Here is a 2204-nt window from a genome sequence, read left to right on the forward strand (position 1 = left end):
CGCCATTGATCGAATATTCGAAACCAGCACCCAAGGGTTCGGTGATGGTTATCGTTCCAGCCCCTACTACACAATCAGGATGGGTCACAACCACCACGGGCCGGTCCACGAACTGTACTGTAACCGGTGCAATGGTGCTGCAACCCGTCACCGGATCGGTCGCGCGGATGTAGTAAACACCGGATGTGGTAACAGCCTCTGGTGTGGCCAGCTCGCTGCTGCCTGCCGCATCCGTGAAGTAGGCATAAGTCAAACCGCCGTCACTGCCCGTTGATACGGCTGTTGCCGTGAGGTCTATGGTCGTACCGGCACAGGCCACGGCAGGATCCGTGATTATCAAATTAGGTAATCCATTGATTGTTAAGGTCACAGGAGTCCGCACTAGGCTAACCAGTGGCCCCCGCTGTGCTTCCGCATAGTAGGTAATCGTGCCTATCTCATCCAACACGGGAGTGGCAACCACATCACCTCCACCGGGCGCATCATACCAGACGATGGTCTGCCCATCAGGCACCGTAGCTGTTGCGGTCAGCGTCTGCACGGGACTTTCTGCACAGGCGGTTTGGTCGCCCCCACTGAGGGGTGCTACCGGCACCGCTGGCAAGCCCGAGGTAGCCGCCGAGTTGTTCGTAAGGTCCGCATCATCCGTACCGGTTGCTACGTCGACGGTATTGATTAAGTCGTCCGTGATCTCGTTGGGCGTATGCACGGTGATCTCATACGAGACCACGGCCCCATCCGGAAACACAAGTATCGTTTCATCCAGATCAGCCGACCCTGCGATGGCGGGTAGGAATACCGATCCAGCGACCACTTCAGCTGTCCAGCTATCAATCGTTGTTCCCGCGGGGGCGACATCCCGTATCCTTACACCCTCGGCGTAAGCTGGACCGTTGTTCCTCACCGTAATCACGTATTCCACATCCGAGCCAGGCACATAACCCAGTTGATCGGTATCCTTTAATGTTTTTGTCACTTCCACATCGGCTCCGTGCACCGATGTCAATGTCACTTCGTCGAAGACGCTGCAATCGTCTTCGGTCACCGTCCACCGGAGGGTAACCGAAGTGTTGGGCAGCAAGGTGATGGTTGCCGTGGGGTTGGTGACATCGATAAACTCCGCCGGTTGTTCCGTAGAAACGACCGACCATTCGCCCGTGCCGAGTGTCGGCACGTTTGCATCCAGCGTGAAAACGCTATGGTGGTATTGCGTCTGGTCAGCACCTGCATCTGCTGTCAACTCGCCCGTTACGGTAACCGTTACCGCATCCGTCGGTGCGGATTCGCATGTCAGGCCGTTGGCAGTTGCAACCGTAACCCGGCGGTAGTGCGTAGTGCTGGTCAATGCATCCGGCTGGTAAGTTGCATCGCTGGCTCCGCCGATCGCCGACCACGACGTGCCGTCGGACGATGATTCCCACCGGTAGGTGATGGTACCGGTACCGGTGCCCGCGGCTACCGAAGTCAGTGCTCCCGGGGTTTCTTCGTAGCAGATGGATTCGTCTGTACCGATGGTACCAGCGGTAGGCGTTTCGTTGATGGTTAAGGTGAACGGTGATTCGGCCACACAGTCATCGACTGTCGCCACGTATAGATATAAGGTATGGTTACCCACAATCGAGATTACATCACCAACTTCGTACCGCATGCCATTCGCGCCCGTTTCGGTATAGTATGCCAAATCGCCCGTCAGGTTCGTTCCCGTTATTTCCGGAAGCATAAATGCACCGCATACCACCTGATTATCTAATGGATCAATTTGCGGCTGGGCATTGATGGTCAACGTCACTGCCGTACGTGTGTCACTCACGCAATCACCGTTACTGGCTTCAGCATAGTACGTAACCGTGCCAACCCCATCCAATATGGGATCAACAACGACATTACCCCCCGTTGGGGCATCGTACCAAGTAACCATGCCGCTGGCGGGAGCCGTTGCCTCGGCTGTTAAGGTTTGAATGGGTGCAACCGCACATTCGGTTTGGTCGCCCCCACTCACTGGAGCTTCGGGCACAATCGGTGCCTCATCGATCGTAATGCTAACCGGGAGCGCATCACATCCGCCCGCAACAAGTCGCATGATACCTTCGTACGTGCCGGAAGGCAAATCCGTAAAGACCGGCGACGATTGGTATACCGGTGTCTCTCCGGTTTGGTACACCGCATATTCGTAATCCGTATCAACCGGGAATTCGATGGTACCC

Annotated in this window: 1 protein-coding gene; it reads right to left on the reverse strand. The window is 56.2% G+C overall.

Annotated features, from left to right (window positions below):
* A partial coding sequence (locus tag U9S71_RS20805; protein ID WP_495532344.1) for an Ig-like domain-containing protein occupies positions 1–2204 on the reverse strand: 2204 nt, incomplete at both ends.

Origin of the sequence: Parapedobacter flavus (genome assembly GCF_035818675.1) — a bacterium.
Taxonomy (GTDB): Bacteria; Bacteroidota; Bacteroidia; order Sphingobacteriales; family Sphingobacteriaceae; genus Parapedobacter; species Parapedobacter flavus.